We start from the raw sequence: 14,727 nt of genomic DNA, 5'->3' as shown, positions 1-14,727 counted from the left end.
TGACACTCCACTGCAAGCTCGGAGAAGGCGGCGATCCCGCCGCCTTCTCCACTCATTTCTGCCGGGGTCATTCACAGTGCCAGCCCATTTGTCCGTGCGCCTCTGTTCGCTTGCGCTCTCATTCTTCCTGATCGCGTTTGCGCTGCCGGCCTTCGCCGGTCCGTTCGAGGACGGGGTCGCAAAATTCGCCAACGATGATTTCTCCGACACGGAAGAGGCAATCGGTGTGGTCGCCAGCAGCGGCAACAAGCTGGCCTTTCCCATCATCAGCGCGCTCCAGGACGGCCGGTTGATGGCCGATCCGGACAGCAAGACGGTCTACATCACCGGCACCGACGGCAAGTCGATCGATGCCGCGACCGGCGAGGCGGTGGCCAGCGTTCCCGACAGTGCGAGCGCGGTTCGCCTCAACAACCGTCTGCGGCGCAGCGTCGACGCCGCGCTCGGCAGCCTGACGCTGCAGTCGCCGGACGTCGGAACGCGCCTCCAGGCCGCGCAATCCGTCTTCAAGTCGCATGAGGAGACCGCGCTCGAGGCGGTCGATGCCGCGCTCGCCAAGGAAAACAACAAGTCGGTCAAGACGGCGCTCGGGGACGCTCGCGCCGCCATTCTGCTGTTCAAGGCGGATGCTTCCGAGGTCGAGAAGCTCGAGGCGGTCGCAACGCTCAAGGCGCGCGGCGACCAGGAAGCGCTGGCGCTGCTCACCGGCATGGGCGAGCAGCCGGCCTCGGTGACCAAGGCCGCCGCGAGCGCAATCGGCTCGATCCAAAATTCGCTCGCGGTCTGGTCGATGGTGCAGAATGCCTGGTACGGCCTCTCGCTCGGCTCGGTGTTGCTGCTCGCCGCGATCGGGCTCGCTATCACGTTCGGCGTGATGGGCGTCATCAACATGGCGCATGGCGAGATGGTCATGATCGGGGCCTACACCACCTTCGTGGTGCAGGAGGTGATCCGCACCCGCTATCCCGGCCTGTTCGACTATTCGCTGCTGATCGCCGTGCCGCTCGCCTTCGTCGTCGCCGGCGCGATCGGCGTGCTGATCGAGCGCAGCATCATCCGCTTTCTCTACGGCCGTCCGCTGGAGACGCTGCTTGCGACCTGGGGCCTTTCGCTCGTGCTGCAGCAGGCGGTGCGCACCATGTTCGGTCCGACCAACCGCGAGGTCGGTAATCCCTCCTGGATGAGCGGTGCGTTCGAGCTCGGTCAGATCACCATCACCTATAACCGGCTCTGGATCCTCTGCTTCACGCTGGCCGTGTTCGCGATCCTGCTCGCGATGTTGCGTTACACTGCGCTCGGCCTCGAGATGCGCGCGGTGACGCAGAACCGCCGCATGGCGGCCTCGATGGGCATCGCCACCTCGCGCGTCGATGCGCTCACCTTCGGCCTCGGTTCGGGCATTGCCGGCATCGCCGGCGTGGCGCTGTCGCAGATCGACAATGTCAGCCCCAATCTCGGCCAGAGCTATATCATCGACAGTTTCATGGTCGTGGTGTTCGGCGGCGTCGGCAATCTCTGGGGCACCCTGGTCGGCGCCTTTACGCTCGGCATCGCCAACAAGTTCCTGGAGCCGGTCGCCGGTGCCGTGCTCGGCAAGATCGCCATCCTGGTTCTCATCATCCTGTTCATTCAAAAGCGGCCGCGCGGCCTGTTCGCGCTCAAGGGCCGTGCGGTGGAAGCATGACCTCTCACATGCTGACCCGATCGCTGGACCGCGGCGCGACCGTCTTCCTTGCCGTTGTGGCGGCCTGCGGCATCCTCATCCCGCTCTCCAACCTGCTGCTGCCCGCGGGCTCGTTCCTGCAGGTGCCGACCTATCTGGTCGCGCTCTGGGGCAAGTATGTCTGCTACGCCCTCCTGGCGCTCGCGATTGACCTGATCTGGGGTTATTGCGGCATCCTCTCGCTCGGCCACGGCGCCTTCTTCGCGCTCGGCGGCTATGCCATGGGCATGTACCTGATGCGGCAGATCGGCACCCGGGGCGTCTACGGCAATCCGATCCTGCCCGACTTCATGGTGTTCCTGAACTGGCAGAAGCTGCCCTGGTACTGGTACGGCTTCGACATGTTCTGGTTCGCCGCGCTGATGGTGCTGGTCGTGCCCGGCCTGCTCGCCTTCTGCTTCGGATGGCTCGCGTTCCGTTCCCGCGTCACCGGCGTGTATCTGTCGATCATCACGCAGGCGATGACCTATGCGCTGCTGCTCGCCTTCTTCCGCAACGATTTCGGCTTCGGCGGCAACAACGGCCTGACCGACTTCAAGGACATTCTCGGTTTCAACGTGCAGGCCGAGGGCACCCGCGCGGCGCTGTTCGCGCTGAGCTGCCTGGCCTTGATCGCCGGTTTCCTGATCTGCCGCGCCATCGTCTCCTCCAAGCTCGGCAAGGTCTTGGTTGCGGTGCGTGACGCGGAATCCCGCACGCGCTTTCTCGGCTACCGCGTCGAATCCTACAAGCTGTTCGTGTTCACGGTGTCGGCCTGCATGGCCGGTGTTGCTGGCGCGCTCTACGTGCCGCAGGTCGGTATCATCAATCCAAGCGAATTCGCGCCCGGCAATTCGATCGAGGCGGTGATCTGGGTGGCGGTCGGCGGCCGCGGCACGCTGGTCGGCGCCGCGCTCGGCGCGGTCGTCGTCAACTACGCCAAGACGTTCTTCACCTCGGGCGTGCTGGCGCCGTACTGGCTGTTCATGCTCGGCGCCCTGTTCATCCTGGTGACGCTGCTGCTGCCCAAGGGGATCGTCGGCACCTTCAACGCCTGGTGGGATCAGTCCAAGGAAAAGCGCAACGCCGCGACCATGGCGAGTGCTGCGGCCGAGGACGGCGTCACCGAACCCAAGATGGCGGAGTAGGCGCACATGAACGTCATGGACAATCGCGCGACCTCCGCGATGCTCTATCTCGACGGCGTGCACGTCTCGTTCGACGGCTTCCACGCCATCAACAATCTGTCGCTGACGCTCGCGCCCGGCGAGATGCGCGCCATCATCGGCCCGAACGGCGCCGGCAAGACCACGATGATGGACATCATCACCGGCAAGACCAAGCCCGACGAGGGTACGGTTCTGTTTGACGGCGTCACCGATCTGACGCGGCTGGACGAGACCCGCATCGCCGAGCTCGGCATCGGCCGCAAGTTCCAGAAGCCGACCGTGTTCGAGAGCCAGACCGTGCAGGACAACCTCCTGCTCGCGCTCAATGTCGACCACTCGGTCCGCGGCACGCTGTTCTGGCGCGGCAGCAAGGCCGAGTCCGAGCGCATCGATAAGGTGCTGGAGACGATCCGCCTCACCGACGCCCGCAACCGCCTCGCCGGCAGCCTCAGCCACGGCCAGAAGCAGTGGCTGGAGATCGGCATGCTGCTGGCGCAGGACCCGAAGCTGCTCCTCGTCGACGAGCCCGTCGCGGGAATGACCGACGTCGAGACGCATCTTACCGCCGAGCTCTTGAAAGAGATCAACAAGACCCACACCGTGATGGTGGTCGAGCACGACATGACCTTCGTGCGCGAGCTCGGCGTCAAGGTCACCTGCCTGCACGAGGGCACGGTGCTCGCGGAAGGCACCATCGACCAGGTCTCGTCCAACGAGCGGGTCATCGAAGTCTATCTGGGACGCTGAGCGATGCTTGAGGTCAAGGACATCAACCTGTTCTACGGCGCGGCGCAAGCGCTGCGCGGCGTCTCGATCTCGGCCGAGCCGGGCAAGGTGACCTGCGTGCTCGGCCGCAACGGCGTCGGCAAGACCTCACTCTTGCGCGCCATGGTCGGGCAATATCCGATCTCCTCGGGCGCCATTGTGTTCGACGGCAACGACATCTCCGGCCTCAAGCCCTATGAGCGGGCGCGCAAAGGCATCGGCTTCGTGCCGCAGGGCCGCGAGATCTTCCCGCTGCTGACGGTCGAGGAGAACCTCAAGACCGGTTTCGGCCCGCTCAGGCGCGAGGACAAGCACATTCCGGACGACGTGTTCTCGCTCTTCCCCGTGCTGCAATCCATGCTCGGCCGGCGCGGCGGCGATCTCTCCGGCGGCCAGCAGCAGCAGCTCGCGATCGGGCGTGCGCTGGTGATGCGACCGAAACTGCTGCTGCTCGACGAGCCGACCGAGGGCATCCAGCCCTCGATTATCAAGGACATCGGTCGCGCCATCTCGTACCTGCGCAATCTCGGCAACATCGCCATCGTGCTGGTCGAACAATATCTCGACTTTGCCTGCGAACTCGGCGACAGTTTTGCGGTGATGGATCGCGGCGCGGTGAAGTTCAGCTGTGACCGCTCCAATCTCGATCCGGCCGAGATCAGCCGCCAGATGGCGCTGTAGGCCATTCTGCCGCGACCGGCTGGGGAGGCGGATGCGCAGCGACGTTTCAACTATGTCAGGAATTTTCGAGGCAAACCGCGCCCGTGGCGCGGTGCGCTTCGAGGTGCATGCGCGCGACGGCGTGACGCGGCGCGGCGCCTTGCATGAATCCGGCTCCTTACGTGTACGCTTTCCCTCGCCGGAAGGCGAGGGGCTGTCCGGTGTGTTCGTCAACACGGCCGGCGGGGTTGCCGGTGGAGACAGCTTCGATATCGACATCGCGGCGGGCGAGGACTCGCGCCTGACGCTGACGACCGCAGCCGCCGAAAAGATCTATCGCGCGCCGGGAGCGGCTGCACAGCTCGATATCGCCTTGAAGGCTGATGCCGGGGCGCATCTCGCCTGGCTGCCGCAGGAGACGATCCTGTTTGACCGCGCCCGCGTCCATCGCCGCTTCGACATCGTGCTCGACGAGGCGGCCTCGCTCCTGCTCTGCGAGATCGTCGTGTTCGGCCGCACCGCCATGGGCGAGCGAATGGAGCAGGGCGAGTTCGTCGACCGCTGGCGGCTGCGTCGTGGCGGCCGGCTGGTGTTCGCCGAGACGGTCCGGCTCGACGGCAATGTCGGCGCAAAACTCGCCCGATCCGCCGTTGCCAAAGGCGGTGCTGCGATCGGCACGGCGCTGATCGTCCCCGGCGACGAGGCCCTGGTCGAGAGAATCCGCGAGGCCTCGGACTCTTTCGCCGGCGAGGTCGGAATCTCGGCGTGGAATGGCTTTGCAATGGCACGGTTCTGTGCCCAAGATGCGGCGCGCTTGCGCGCCGACATGATGGCGGTGCTGGCGCGCACCGGCGCGGCGCTGCCGCGGCTCTGGCTGAACTGACGACGGAATTGACGTGTTGAACGGAAGAGATTCTTCATGAACCTGTCTCCCCGCGAAAAGGACAAGCTTCTGATCTCGATGGCGGCGATCGTGGCCCGCCGCCGGCTGGACCGCGGCGTCAAGCTCAATCATCCCGAGGCGGTCGCCATCATCTCCGATTTCATCCTGGAGGGCGCGCGCGACGGCCGCACCGTCGCCGAGCTGATGCAGTCCGGCGCGCAGGTGCTGACCCGCGACCAGGTGATGCCGGGCATCCCCGAGATGATCCACGACATCCAGGTCGAGGCGACCTTTCCTGATGGTACCAAGCTCGTCACGGTGCACGAGCCGATCCGTTGAAGCGCGAAACTGTATCAACATCGTCATGCCCGGGCTCGTCCCGGGCATCCACGACCTTCGAACCAAGTGGCACCACGTGGATGGCCGGGACAGGCCCGGCCATGACGCAGCGGAGCAAGACGAGGTAGCACAATGATCCCCGGTGAACTCTTCATCCAGGACGGCGAGATCGAGCTCAATGCCGGCCGCAAGACCGTGACGCTGACGGTTGCCAACACCGGCGACCGGCCGATCCAGGTCGGCTCGCACTACCATTTCTTCGAGACCAACCCGGCGCTGAAGTTCGATCGCAAGAAGTCCCGCGGCATGCGCCTCGACATCGCCGCCGGCACCGCCGTCCGCTTCGAGCCCGGGCAGACCCGCGACGTGCAGCTCGTCGCCATGGCCGGCAAGAAGACCATCTACGGCTTCCGCGGCGACGTCATGGGGAAGCTGTGAGCTCCACAGGAACGGGTACGGCGCGGCACGGTTGAGGCGGAAACGGAGGTATTTCCCATGCTCTCACCCATCCGCCTCGTCTCCGAAGCTGCCGAGCTCGCCGCGCATCGCCACAACGGCATGGCGCGTAAGGGCCGGGGCAATGAGCCCTATATCAATCATCTCGCCGAGGTCGCGAACCTGCTCGCCACCGCGACCGATGGCGCCGACGCCGAGCTCGTTGCAGCCGCCTGGCTGCACGATTCGATCGAGGACACCGACACCACGCGCGAGGAGCTCGCGCAGAGGTTCTCGGAGCGTGTCGCCTCTCTCGTCGCCGAATGCACCGACGACATGAGCTTGCCGAAGGCAAAGCGACGGCAGAAGCAGATCGAGGACGCGCCCCACAAATCGCCGGGCGCCAAGCTGATCAAGATCGCAGACAAGATCAGCAACACGCAGGCGCGCATTCATACCGACCCGAGCACCGCGGAGCGCGAGGATCTGGCCGACTACGTCGCGTGGGCGACGCAGGTCGTGGCGGGATGCCGCGGCGGCAACGCGTGGCTCGATACGACATTCGACGATGCCGTCAAAGCAGCAAGGGCCTTGCTGTGACCAACCAGACATTCAAACGCAAACGGGGCTTGTGATGTCCGTCAAGATGAAGCGTTCCGTCTATGCCGACATGTTCGGCCCGACCACCGGCGACAGGGTGCGGCTGGCCGACACCGACCTCATCATCGAGGTCGAGAAGGATTTCACCACCTATGGCGAGGAGGTGAAGTTCGGCGGCGGCAAGGTGATCCGCGACGGCATGGGGCAGTCGCAGGTCACCAACAAGCAGGGCGCCGCCGATACCGTCATCACCAATGCGCTGATCGTCGATCACTGGGGCATCGTGAAGGCCGACGTCGCGATCAAGGACGGCATGATCGCAGGCATCGGCAAGGCCGGCAATCCCGACATCCAGCCCGGCGTCACCATCATCATAGGCCCGGGCACCGACGTGATCGCGGGCGAGGGCAAGATTCTCACCGCGGGCGGCTTCGACAGCCACATCCACTTCATCTGCCCGCAGCAGATCGAACACGCGCTGATGTCCGGCGTCACCTCGATGCTGGGCGGCGGCACCGGCCCATCGCATGGCACCTTCGCCACGACCTGCACGCCGGGGCCCTGGCACATCGGGCGGATGATTCAGTCGTTCGATGCATTCCCGGTCAATCTCGGCATCTCAGGCAAGGGCAACGCCTCGCGGCCGGCCGCGCTGGTCGAGATGATCAAGGCCGGCGCCTGTGCGCTGAAGCTGCACGAGGATTGGGGTACCACGCCGGCGGCGATCGACAACTGCCTGTCGGTCGCCGACGCTCACGACATCCAGGTGATGATCCACACCGACACGCTGAACGAATCCGGTTTCGTCGAGGATACCATCAAGGCGTTCAAGGGCCGCACCATCCATGCCTTCCATACCGAAGGCGCCGGCGGCGGGCACGCTCCTGACATCATCAAGGTCGCCGGCCTGAAGAACGTGCTGCCGTCCTCGACCAATCCGACGCGCCCCTTCACGCGCAACACCATCGACGAGCATCTGGACATGCTGATGGTGTGCCACCACCTCGATCCCTCGATCGCGGAAGATCTGGCCTTTGCCGAGAGCCGCATCCGGAAGGAGACCATTGCGGCCGAGGACATCCTGCACGACCTCGGCGCGCTCTCGATGATGTCCTCGGACTCGCAGGCCATGGGCCGCCTCGGCGAGGTCATCATCCGCACCTGGCAGACCGCCGACAAGATGAAGAAGCAGCGCGGATCGCTGCCGCAGGACAAGGGCAGGGACAACGACAATTTCCGTGTCAAGCGCTACATCGCGAAATATACCATCAATCCCGCGATTGCGCATGGCGTGTCGAAGCTGATCGGCTCGGTGGAGAAGGGCAAGCTGGCCGATCTCGTGCTGTGGTCGCCGGCCTTCTTCGGCGTCAAGCCGGACTGCATCGTCAAGGGCGGCACGATCGTCGCAGCGCCGATGGGCGATCCCAACGCCTCGATCCCAACGCCGCAGCCGGTGCATTACCAGCCGATGTTCGGCGCCTTCGGCAAGGCGCGGACGGCATCGTCCGTGGTGTTCACCTCGAAGGCGGCGATCACCGGCGGCCTGGCGCGCAAGCTCGGCATCGAGAAGAAGCTCTATGCCGTCCAGAACACCCGCGGCAAGATCTCCAAGAAGAGCATGATCCACAACGACGCGACGCCCAATATCGAGGTCGATCCCGAGACCTATGAAGTGCGGGCCGATGGCGAGTTGCTGACCTGCGCCCCGGCGGAGGTGCTGCCGATGGCACAGCGATATTTCATGTACTGAAATAGCGCCTCGACGCATGTCCCCGGGCATCCGGGGACGGCTTTTCCGATTTTGCGTTCGATCCAGCCTGGTCTAATGTCCCGCCCGGTATCTAACCCATAGAAAAAGAGCCGGGAGGATTTCTCGTGATCTACGTCGTTGCCACCTTGACCATCAAGCCCGAAACGCGCGCCGAATTCATTGCAGCGGCCACCGCCTGCATCAAGGAGACGCGGAAAGAGCCCGGTAATATTGCCTATGACCTGCATGAGAGCGTTACCGACCCTGCCAAGATGGTGTTCGTCGAGCAGTGGGAGAATATGGAGGCATTGGGACCGCATCGCTCCGCGGAGCACATGAAGACCTTCGGCCGGGTCGCGGTGAAATGCTTCACGGCGCCGCCGAAGATCGAGTACATCACGCCCGAGAAGGTCGAGACACGGTAGAGGTAAGACGCATGATCCGGGCGACGCAGGTTAAGGGACAGCACCGCTTCACGGAAGCGCCGGCGGATACGGTCGTGCTCGATTTCGACGATCGGCACCGCCGCCGCATGGCGATGACGGGCACGCGGGGGCTCGACTTCCTGCTCGACCTGGAGCACGCCGTGGCGCTCCGCGGCGGCGATGCGCTGGTGCTGGAGGACGGAAGGCTGATCGAGGTGGTCGCGGCACCCGAGCCGCTGCTGGAAATCCGCGGCCGCGATCCGCACCACCTCATCCGCGTCGGCTGGCATCTCGGCAACCGCCACCTGCCGACCCAGATCATGGCCAAAGCCTTGCGCATTCGCCGCGATCACGTCATCGAGGCCATGGTGAAGGGCCTCGGCGCGCGCGTGATCGAGATCGAAGCGCCGTTCGATCCCGAAGGCGGCGCCTATGCAGATGCCGGTCACGCGCATGGGCGCGACGACCACGCGCATCACGATCACGGCCATCATCATGATCATGGTCACCATCATCATGATCACCACGGCCATGATCACCATCATGGTGATGCCGCCCATGACCATGCCCATGACCATGGCCACGATCATCACCATCACGACGATGAGCATTGCGATCATCCCGATCATCACCACGGCCACAAGCATGCTCATGACCACAAGTGAGCCGGTCGGCGCCGATGGCCTCGACGAAAGTGAGGCGGCGGCGCTGTACCGGCTGATGACCTGGTTGTCGCCGGCATTCCCGGTCGGCGGTTTTTCTTATTCCAGCGGCATTGAATGGGCGGTCGAGGCGGGCGACATCGTCGATGTGGCGACGCTGACCGACTGGCTCGATGCGATGCTCGGTGACGGCCCCGGTTTCTGCGACGCGACGTTTCTGGTCCACGCCTATCGCGCCGCGGAGGCTGGCGACAAGACGACTTTGAGCGATATCGCCGAACTCGCTGCGGCCTTCGTGCCTTCGCGTGAGCGGCAGCTGGAGACGAGCTCGCAGGGCCGCGCCTTCATCGACATCGCACGCGCCGCGTGGGATGCCGACGGGTTGGATGCCATGGTGACGGCATGCCGCACGCCACCGGTCTATCCCGTCGCCGTCGGCCTTGTCGCGGCTCAGCACGGCGTCGCGCTGGCGCCGACGCTGCACGCCTTCCTGCATGCGCTGGTCTCGAATTGGATCTCCGCGGCCAGCCGTCTCATTCCGCTCGGCCAGACCGACAGCCAGCGCGTGCTGGTGCGGCTGGAAGCCGCCGTCGCCGCGACGGCCAATCGCGCATTGAATGCGACCTTGGACGATCTCGGCAGCGCAACGTTTCGCGCCGATCTCGCCAGCCTGCGGCACGAGACGCAATATACGCGGCTGTTCCGGTCGTGAGAGCGCCGCGCCTTTGACCCATCGAGAGAAAGCGAACACCATGTCGAAATCTCACGGCCCCTTGCGTGTCGGCGTCGGCGGTCCGGTCGGATCGGGCAAGACCCAGCTGATGGATTTGCTCTGCAAGAGCATGCGCGACCGCTACGACATCGCCGCGATCACCAATGACATCTACACCAAATGGGATGCGGAGTTCCTGGTGCGTTCGGGCTCGCTGACGCCGGATCGCATCGCCGGTGTCGAGACCGGCGGCTGCCCGCACACGGCCATCCGCGAGGACGCCTCGATGAATCTCGCTGCGGTGGCGGACATGCGGGCCAAGTTTCCCGGGCTGGACCTCGTGCTGATCGAGTCGGGCGGCGACAATCTCGCTGCCACTTTTTCCCCGGAGTTGGCCGACCTCACCATCTATGTGATCGACGTGGCGGCCGGCGACAAGATCCCGTCCAAGGGCGGTCCTGGCATCACCCGGTCCGATCTTCTGGTCATCAACAAGATCGACCTCGCCCCCCATGTCGGCGCCTCCCTGGAGAAGATGGACACGGACGCCAGGCGCATGCGTGGCGAGCGTCCTTTCGTCATGACCAACCTGAAGAAGAGCGAGGGGCTGGACCGCATCATCGGCTTCATTGAGGCCAAAGGCGGCTTGAAACGGGCCGGCTGACGGCGCGACGACTTGGCGCACGCAGTTTTCGCCGTTAACCCTGGGCTCGAGCTGCAACGACGGAACAAATTTCGGACACGGCGATTGACTACCTCCGGTGCCCGGGCAATTCACCCCCGCCAGACCATCGGCCGGGCGGATTAAGCTTTCCAGGCGACCTACGTTGCGTACCGATGTCTCCTCCTTCATTATCTCTGCCACTGGGGTTCACCCTGTTTCGGCACATGGCCGTTCGAGCGGCGTTCATATGCTCCTTGTTTATTGCCGACCTCCTGCTTTCGCCTGAGTAGTCGCGTGGTCCGGCTGGGTTTCATCATCGGCTTCATCGCTCTGCTCGGAGCCCTGCTCTCCGGGCTTGCGGCCTATCGCGTCCACGATCAGGAGTTGGCGCTGGACCGGATCGCGCTTGCGCGTGCGATCGACGTCCACGCCAGCCTGGTCCAGGATCGGCTCACCGAGCGCGAACTGCTCGCGCGCGTCGCCTCTGGCCTGTTCCGCACGCCATCCGTGATCAAGCCGAACATGTTGGAGCCGCTGCGCTCGGCCATCTACGCCTTCAAGACGGATTTCGTGGTGGCCGGCTGGATCGCCCGGCTGAAGCCGAACGAGCTCAACGCGGCGCAGGCTGCCATTGGCGGCGCCGGCTTCCCGAATCCGAAGATCCGCACCTTCGACGACAAGCCGATCAATCCGGCCGAGATCACCCAGCCGATCGATGTGCTGCTGGATCTCGAGCCGCGTAGCGACGAGACCAAGGCCCTGCCGGGCCGGAGTTACGACCAGGACCAGGTTCGCAGCGCCATGCTGACGCGCGCCCGGATCGAGAAGAGGTCGGTGGCTTCGGACCCGGTTCCGCTGTTGCGCACAAATGGACCGATCGGCGTCATCGTGGCCGCGCCCGTCATTCCCGAGGGAGCGACCGAGCCGGCCGGGTTCGTCACGTTTTCCTACGAACTCGCCTCGCTGATGTTGACCAATGACGACATGTCGTTGTTCTCGGTCGCGCTCAGGGATCCGCGCAAGGAAGGCGGCGAGCTGATCGCCAACGACCAAGGGGTGGTCTCGACCCGCATGGCGGCGGCGGACGGACCGGTGCCGTCGGCGACGCGCACGGTGAGCTTCGGCGGCCGTGATTGGCAACTCGGCTATTACGCAAAGACCAACTCAGTGCGCCGTGCCGAGCAGACTGCGATCATCGTGGCGGCGATCGGCTTTGCGATCACCGCGATGGTGTGCGGCCTGTTTGGTTATGTCGCCTACAACAATCTGCGGCTCAGCCGGGAAATCCAGGTCAGGATCGGGTTCGAGCGCCGGCTGACCGCGGTCATCGACGAGCTCAACCACCGGGTCAAGAACATCCTTGCGGTGATCCAGTCGATCGTGACGCGGACGTTGCGTCACGGCTCCGATATCGACGTCGCCCGCGAGCTCCTGATCGGGCGCATCCATGCCATGTCCAACGTGGTCTCGCTCCTCAGCGAAAGCCAATGGCAGGGCGTCAAGCTGAAGGGCCTGTTCGAAGCGCGTGCCATCCCGCATGCCGACCGCATCGCCGTCACCGGTCCCGATATCGCGGTCAGCGCCCGCGCGGCGCAGAGCCTCTCGCTGCTGTTCTTCGAGCTTGCCTCGCATTCCGACGAAGGCTTGTCGCTGGTCGGAAAGCATCCGCACATCACCGCCAGCTGGACGGTGACGGGCGAGAATCCCGACGAGATCTTCCAATTCCGCTGGGAGGAGTTCAACACCAGCGAGGCGACGCGCCGCCCCGATTCTGATTTCGGCTTGATCCTGCTTGACCGCGTCGCCCCCGAGGCGCTCGGCGGCACCGCCAAGCGCTATTTCACCGACGTCTCCTACGTCTATGAGCTGACTGCGCCGATGGAGACGGTGGTCGACATGACCGAACGTGACCGCACCGACAAGATCTCGGCTCCGGTGCGGCCTACGCGCAGCTAACTCTTGGGTCGCAACACCAGATCGACCAGGTTGCGTGCGTAGCCAGCCGTGATCGGCGCGATGCCGAAGACGTAGCGGTAGAACAGGCTGCCATAGATCGCGTCGTAGAGATCTTCAGCCGGCCCTTCGGCCAGGATGCTGCCGTCGTTCTGGCCCGCCGCGATCATCTCCACCAGCGCGTCGCGACGGAATTGCAGATAGCGGGCGTAGAACAGCTCGGCAGAGCCGGTCTTGGAAATACATTCGGAGATGACGGCGAGCTGCACCTTGCCGAATTCACCCTGGAGCGCCTCGGCATACGCCGCGGCATGACGGCGGGCACGCGCCGCGGGGGTGCCGGAGCTCACCGGGGGCAGCGGCAGCATCTGCGCGGCATGTTGAAGAAAGGCGTCGATCAACAGCGCCTCGCGGGACGGCCACCATTTGTAGATCGTCATCTTGGAGACGCCGGAGTGGCGGGCGACCGCGTCGATGGTGGTGGCGGCAAGGCCGGTGGACGCCATCAGCGCATAGGCGCTTTCGAGGATGGCGTTGCTGGTCTCGATCGATCGCGGCCGGCCGCGCCGGGGGGCGCTGTCGGCCCCGTCATCTCCGCCATTCGCCATCACCACGCCCGGTCTCCTCGCGCAAGCCGCTCCTGCTTTCGGGATAGCGCAGCCTCGACGGCCGGCCTAGGGAAATCGCAACATGAGGGCCCTATCGCGCCGCGCTAAAGCATGATCCGGAAAAGTGCGAAGCGGTTTTCCGGAAAGATCATGCGCAAACAACAACCTGAAGCGCGATGACGATCCATCTAAATCTCATCGCGCCTTAGGCTTGCTGCCGCAAGGCCGCGGGCAGGTCCTGCCATTTCGACCAGGCGACGTAGTAGGCCACCGCAGTCATCGCGGCGAAGCCGGCGAGGCTGACCACGATCTGCATCGCCACCAGATTGGCGCTGGTGATCAGGATGAGATGGCCGGCGAAGGACAGGAACACGCCGACGCAGAACACGGCGAGCCACTCCTCGCCGCATCGGATCACCGCCTGGAGGGGCTTCAATCGCAGGCCGGGGTGATCGGCCGGAATCAGATGGGTTGCGAGGAAGGCGAGTGCGAGGAAGTGAACCACGCGATAGGGCGCGAGGTTCTCCTTGTCGGTCGGCGCGATGCTGTCGAGCAGAAGGTCCGGCAGGTAGGCGGACAATGCCGGCGAATGGCGCAGCAAGGTAATGGCCATCGCGAATACCAGATAGCTGCCGGCGAGTATCCGCAGCCAGGGCAGGCCGCGCAGCGTGCGCCCCGGAGCGCCGGTCACGGCGAACCAGCCTCCGAGCACCATCAGCATCTGCCAGCACAGCGGATTGAAGGTCCATTCCTGGTCCGGATAGACCCGGAAATTCCAGTCGAACCGGCGCGCGGCAAGATAGAGCGCGACCGATGCCGCCAGTGTCACGTTCGGCCACCGCAACAGGCCCCACAGGGCGAACGGAAAAAAGGCCATCAGCGGGATCATCAATTGCAGGAGGTCGAGGTTCAGCGGCTCCTCCTGGAGCACGAGGCCGCGGACCAGGATGCGCAGCGGGTGCTCGAGTATGCCCGAGATGTTGTATTCATGGATGATTTCCGGCGCCATCGACTGAGAGGCGACGTAGGCGATGGTGTCGATGTAGATCACGAACAGCACGACATAGGCGGCGTAGAGCCGCCAGACCCGGCGGAAGATGCGCGTTGCGGCGACGAGGTAGCCGCGCTCCAGCGCGATCCGGCCGTGGATAATTGCGACGCCATAACCCACCACGAACACGAACAGGTCGGCGGCGCCGCTGAAGCCGAAGTTTCGCAGCGTCAGCAGGTTCACGACGTTGTTCGGGATATGGTCGACGAAAACCGACCAATTGGCGATGCCGAGCGTCAGATACAGCCTGGCGTCGTGATGGAATGCGGCAAGGTTCGCCTGGACGGATGGTTTCATTGCGAAAATGACTTTTGGAATCAGGGGCGACGCTTTTAGCGGCATCCTCCTG

Annotated in this window: 16 protein-coding genes; 14 read left to right on the top strand and 2 right to left on the bottom strand. The window is 64.5% G+C overall.

Annotation, left to right across the window (positions count from 1 at the left end):
* Nucleotides 1-76: 76 nt before the first annotated feature.
* The 14 genes from urtB to P6U31_RS32425 all read left to right on the top strand — a co-directional run bounded on the left by urtB (nt 77) and on the right by P6U31_RS32425 (nt 12,722).
* Nucleotides 77-1,684, top strand: coding sequence for an urea ABC transporter permease subunit UrtB (gene urtB, locus P6U31_RS32490; protein WP_407185698.1), 1,608 nt, complete (start codon nt 77-79; stop codon nt 1,682-1,684).
* On the top strand, nt 1,681-2,850 hold the full coding sequence (gene urtC / locus P6U31_RS32485; protein ID WP_407185697.1) for an urea ABC transporter permease subunit UrtC: 1,170 nt from the start codon (nt 1,681-1,683) through the stop codon (nt 2,848-2,850). Before urtB ends, urtC begins: the two co-directional genes overlap by 4 nt.
* A gap of 6 nt (nt 2,851-2,856) precedes the next feature.
* A complete protein-coding gene (gene urtD, locus P6U31_RS32480) occupies nt 2,857-3,618 on the top strand; it encodes an urea ABC transporter ATP-binding protein UrtD (protein ID WP_407185696.1) in 762 nt (253 codons plus the stop codon).
* Nucleotides 3,619-3,621: 3 nt separating this feature from the next.
* Nucleotides 3,622-4,317 (top strand): urea ABC transporter ATP-binding subunit UrtE, encoded by a 696-nt coding sequence (gene urtE / locus P6U31_RS32475; protein ID WP_407185695.1) that lies wholly within the window; start codon nt 3,622-3,624, stop codon nt 4,315-4,317.
* A 31-nt stretch (nt 4,318-4,348) separates the two neighbouring features.
* Nucleotides 4,349-5,179: an urease accessory protein UreD gene (locus P6U31_RS32470; protein ID WP_407185694.1), complete on the top strand. Its 831-nt coding sequence runs from the start codon at nt 4,349-4,351 to the stop codon at nt 5,177-5,179.
* 36 nt (nt 5,180-5,215) lie between these two features.
* Nucleotides 5,216-5,518 (top strand): urease subunit gamma, encoded by a 303-nt coding sequence (locus P6U31_RS32465; protein WP_027553946.1) that lies wholly within the window; start codon nt 5,216-5,218, stop codon nt 5,516-5,518.
* Nucleotides 5,519-5,650: 132 nt separating this feature from the next.
* Nucleotides 5,651-5,956: an urease subunit beta gene (locus P6U31_RS32460; protein WP_035708642.1), complete on the top strand. Its 306-nt coding sequence runs from the start codon at nt 5,651-5,653 to the stop codon at nt 5,954-5,956.
* A 57-nt stretch (nt 5,957-6,013) separates the two neighbouring features.
* Nucleotides 6,014-6,553, top strand: coding sequence for an HD domain-containing protein (locus tag P6U31_RS32455; protein ID WP_407185693.1), 540 nt, complete (start codon nt 6,014-6,016; stop codon nt 6,551-6,553).
* A 34-nt stretch (nt 6,554-6,587) separates the two neighbouring features.
* Complete coding sequence (gene ureC, locus P6U31_RS32450; protein ID WP_407185692.1) at nt 6,588-8,303, top strand: urease subunit alpha; 1,716 nt, start codon at nt 6,588-6,590, stop codon at nt 8,301-8,303.
* Between the two features lie 125 nt (nt 8,304-8,428).
* On the top strand, nt 8,429-8,728 hold the full coding sequence (locus P6U31_RS32445; protein ID WP_407185691.1) for a putative quinol monooxygenase: 300 nt from the start codon (nt 8,429-8,431) through the stop codon (nt 8,726-8,728).
* 11 nt (nt 8,729-8,739) lie between these two features.
* Nucleotides 8,740-9,393 carry an urease accessory protein UreE gene (ureE, locus tag P6U31_RS32440; RefSeq protein WP_407185690.1) on the top strand — a complete coding sequence of 218 codons (654 nt, stop codon included), beginning with the start codon at nt 8,740-8,742 and terminating at the stop codon, nt 9,391-9,393.
* Nucleotides 9,374-10,102, top strand: a complete 729-nt coding sequence (locus P6U31_RS32435) for an urease accessory protein UreF (RefSeq protein ID WP_407190018.1) — start codon at nt 9,374-9,376, stop codon at nt 10,100-10,102. Before ureE ends, P6U31_RS32435 begins: the two co-directional genes overlap by 20 nt.
* 40 nt (nt 10,103-10,142) lie before the next feature.
* Nucleotides 10,143-10,766: an urease accessory protein UreG gene (ureG, locus tag P6U31_RS32430; RefSeq protein WP_407185689.1), complete on the top strand. Its 624-nt coding sequence runs from the start codon at nt 10,143-10,145 to the stop codon at nt 10,764-10,766.
* A 294-nt stretch (nt 10,767-11,060) separates the two neighbouring features.
* On the top strand, nt 11,061-12,722 hold the full coding sequence (locus P6U31_RS32425; RefSeq protein ID WP_407185688.1) for an HWE histidine kinase domain-containing protein: 1,662 nt from the start codon (nt 11,061-11,063) through the stop codon (nt 12,720-12,722).
* Here the strand turns inward: P6U31_RS32425 and P6U31_RS32420 are convergent.
* A complete protein-coding gene (locus P6U31_RS32420; RefSeq protein WP_407190017.1) occupies nt 12,719-13,327 on the bottom strand; it encodes a TetR/AcrR family transcriptional regulator in 609 nt (202 codons plus the stop codon). The genes P6U31_RS32425 and P6U31_RS32420 overlap by 4 nt on opposite strands.
* Before the next feature lie 205 nt (nt 13,328-13,532).
* Nucleotides 13,533-14,675: an OpgC domain-containing protein gene (locus P6U31_RS32415; protein ID WP_407185687.1), complete on the bottom strand. Its 1,143-nt coding sequence runs from the start codon at nt 14,673-14,675 to the stop codon at nt 13,533-13,535.
* Nucleotides 14,676-14,727: the final 52 nt, after the last annotated feature.

This window comes from Bradyrhizobium centrosematis, assembly GCF_045571495.1.
In the GTDB taxonomy this organism is placed as follows: Bacteria; Pseudomonadota; Alphaproteobacteria; order Rhizobiales; family Xanthobacteraceae; genus Bradyrhizobium; species Bradyrhizobium centrosematis.
The sequence above is the reverse complement of the archived record's forward strand: the minus strand, read 5'-3'. Positions and strand labels throughout refer to the sequence as shown.